The 2909-nt window shown below is 66.6% G+C and carries 2 protein-coding genes; both read right to left on the bottom strand.

All coding sequences use genetic code 11. The annotated features are described in order from the left end of the window. Positions 1-62: 62 nt before the first annotated feature. Positions 63-1445, bottom strand: coding sequence for an OFA family MFS transporter (locus ACFWY6_RS39675; protein WP_384701024.1), 1383 nt, complete (start codon positions 1443-1445; stop codon positions 63-65). A gap of 1 nt (position 1446) precedes the next feature. Beyond that, positions 1447-2835 carry an OFA family MFS transporter gene (locus tag ACFWY6_RS39680; protein ID WP_384701027.1) on the bottom strand — a complete coding sequence of 463 codons (1389 nt, stop codon included), beginning with the start codon at positions 2833-2835 and terminating at the stop codon, positions 1447-1449. Between the last annotated feature and the right edge of the window lie 74 nt (positions 2836-2909).

Consider the following 2909-nt stretch of genomic DNA (forward strand, 5'->3'; position numbering starts at 1 on the left):
GCACCAGGTGCACGGGCCGGCCGCTGAGCCGTGCGACGCGTATTGGAGCGTCACCCCAAGTTCTAAACCGTAGCCACGCGCGCGTGCCCCGGCTGGCGCAGCAACAAGGAGAGCCCCGCCGCGACAAGGGACACCACACCGGCTGTCGTATAGGCGCCGACGTATCCCCACGAGGCCACGACCATCGCGCCCATCCCGCCGCCGAAGAGACCGCTGACGAGCTTGGCGCTGTAGACCATGCCGTAGTTGGAGGCGTTGTTGTTCTCTCCGAAGTAGTCCGGTACGAGGGCCGCGAACAGCGGATAGAAGGCACCGCCCGCGAAGCCGGACAGGAACGCGAAGACCAGGAACAGCGGCTGGTTGCGCATCTCGCCCGCCCACAGCACCCCGAACTGCGCCACCGCGAGCACCAGACAGACGTAGGTCAGGGTCGGCTGCCTGCCGAGCCGGTCCGAGAGCCAGCCGACGACGCCCCGCCCCGTGCCGTTGATCACCGACATCACACCCATCGACGACGCCGCGATGAGCGGACCGAAGCCCATCTCCTTCGCGAACGGCACCTGGAAGGAGATCCCGAAGATCGAGACGCCCGCGCAGCACAGCATGCACACCCACATCAGCGGGACGACTCCGGTCCGCAGGGCTTCTCCAGGAGTGAACTGCCGTACCGCCGGCGGGTTCTTGGCCAGCGCGATGGACGTACGCCTGTCGCCGTCCCGCCGCAGCGGGTCGACGCCCGACGGCCACCAGTTCTTCGGCGGGTCCTTGAAGAAGAGCCCCGCCACCAGGGTCACGGCGAGTACGTAGAAGCCGACCAGGTCGAGGACGGTCCGGTAGTTCGAGGTGTCGAAGCCGTAGGAGAACAGGAAGATGAACGGCACGGCACCGTAGGCGAATCCGCCGTTGACGAAGCCCGTCTTGCCGCCGCGCCGTTCCGGATACCACTTGCCGACCATGTTCACGCAGGTCGAGTAGATCAGCCCGGAGCCGACGCCGCCCAGGAAGCCGAAGCCCGCCATGGCCGCCGCCACGTTCGGCGCGTGGCTGAGGCTGACGAAGCCCAGGAGGGAGAGGACGGAGCCCGTCAGCATCGCCGCCCTGCTGGTCAAGATGCCCTTCTCGCGCAGTTTCCCGGCCGGGAAGGAGACGGCGGCCTGGAAGAAGATCCAGACGCTGAGCACCCAGAAGGTGTTCGACGAGGTCCAGTGGTGGGCCGCGGAGAGGGTGTCCTCCGCCGCTCCGTAGGCGTACTCGAAGACGCTGATGGCGAGCATGGCCACCCAGGGGAGCACCACCATCGTCCAGCGCGGTCGGCCGAGGATCTCCCGGTCGCTCTCGCCGACGCGGTACACGCGCCCGCGTTCGTCCGTGACTTCTTGGTACGACGCGTCAGTGCTGCCCGGGATGCCCGGCGCGTTTTTCGCGGCGATGGGCTCCGCCGTCATATCAGGCCATCTCCTCACCGAGAGGTTGCGGATTGGGGTCGATCTTCTTGGGATGGGGCCTGCCCGGCTGGGACAGGAAGAGCGCGATGAAGCCGGCGAACAGGGAGATGGACCCGGCCAGGGTGAACGCCCCCGTGTGACCCCAGTGGCTAACGACCAGGGAACCCATGCCGGAGCCGAGAAGCCCGGAGACCAGCTTGGAGCTGTAGACCAGGCCATAGTTGGAGGCGTTGTTGTTCTCTCCGAAGTAGTCGGCCGTCATGGCCGCGAACATCGGGAAGATGGCGCCTCCGCCGAATCCGGAGATGCTGGAGAAGACCAGGAACAGCGGGAGACTCTTGATGTCCGCGGACCACAAGATGCCGTACTGCGAAAGGCCGAGGACGATGCAGACGAAGATCAGGCACCGTTTGCGTCCGTAGCGGTCCGAGAGCCAGCCGATGACTCCTCGGCCGGTGCCGTTGACGATGGCCTTCAGGGACATGGCGGTGGCGACGATCCCGCCGGCGAATCCGGCTTCCTCCCCGATGTCCACCTGGAACGCGATGCCGAAGATGTTCACGCCCGAGGTGCACAGCAGGCAGAACCACATCAGTGCCACGCGCCCGGTCTGCCAGGCCTCCCGGGGTGTGTACTGCCGCACGGCGGGCGGGTTCATCTTCAGGGCCCGGCGGGCCCGTGGGTCGTCCGGCGGACGCAGCGGGTCCACGTCCGCGGGCCACCAGTTCTTCGGCGGGTCCTGGAAGAAGTAGCCCGCCACGGCGACCATCGCCGCCAGGAAGAGGCCGACGGACACCAGTACCCAGCGGAAGTTCGTCAGGTCCATGTAACCGGTGAAGATGAAGACGAACGGCACCGAGCCATAGGCGAATCCGCCGTTGACGAACCCGGTCTTGCCTCCCTTGCGTTCCGGATACCACTTGCCGACCATGTTCACGCAGGTCGCGTACACCATGCCGGCGCCCATGCCGCTGAACATGCCGAAGCCGATGTAGGCGACCACCACATGCGGCGCGAACGCCAGGGACAGATAACCAAGCAGCGTGCCGACCGCGCCGAGCATCATCGCCCAGCGGGCCGGGAGCTTCCCGCTCTCGCGGAGCTTGCCCGCCGGGAAGGCCACCGCGGCCTGGAAGAAGACCCAGACGCCCAGCATCCAGAAGATGTGCAGGCTGCTCCAGGAATGCGCGGTGTGCAGGGTGTCCTCGGCAGAGGCGAACGCGTACTCGGCCGAGCTGATGCCCATCATGCCCACCCACGGCAGGATGACCATCCACTTGCGTTTGCGGCCCATGATGTCGACGTCGGTCTCGCCGAGCCGGTACATGCGGCCGTTGGCGTCCGTCACCTCCCGGTAGGGGACGGGTGTCTGGATGTCGGTTGTTGTCATGTCGCTTTAGCACCCCTTGCGTCGAAAAGACCCTGGCCAGCGCCCCCTGTCCCATTCCTTTCGTGCGCGCGCGG

Origin of the sequence: Streptomyces sp. NPDC059037 (assembly GCF_042740015.1) — a bacterium.
GTDB lineage: Bacteria > Actinomycetota > Actinomycetes > Streptomycetales > Streptomycetaceae > Streptomyces.

Coding starts and splice junctions, on each gene's coding strand:
- ACFWY6_RS39675 (WP_384701024.1), bottom strand. CDS start 1,445: ATGACGGCGGAGCCCATCGCCGCGAAAAACGCGCCGGGCATCCCGGGC.
- ACFWY6_RS39680 (WP_384701027.1), bottom strand. CDS start 2,835: ATGACAACAACCGACATCCAGACACCCGTCCCCTACCGGGAGGTGACG.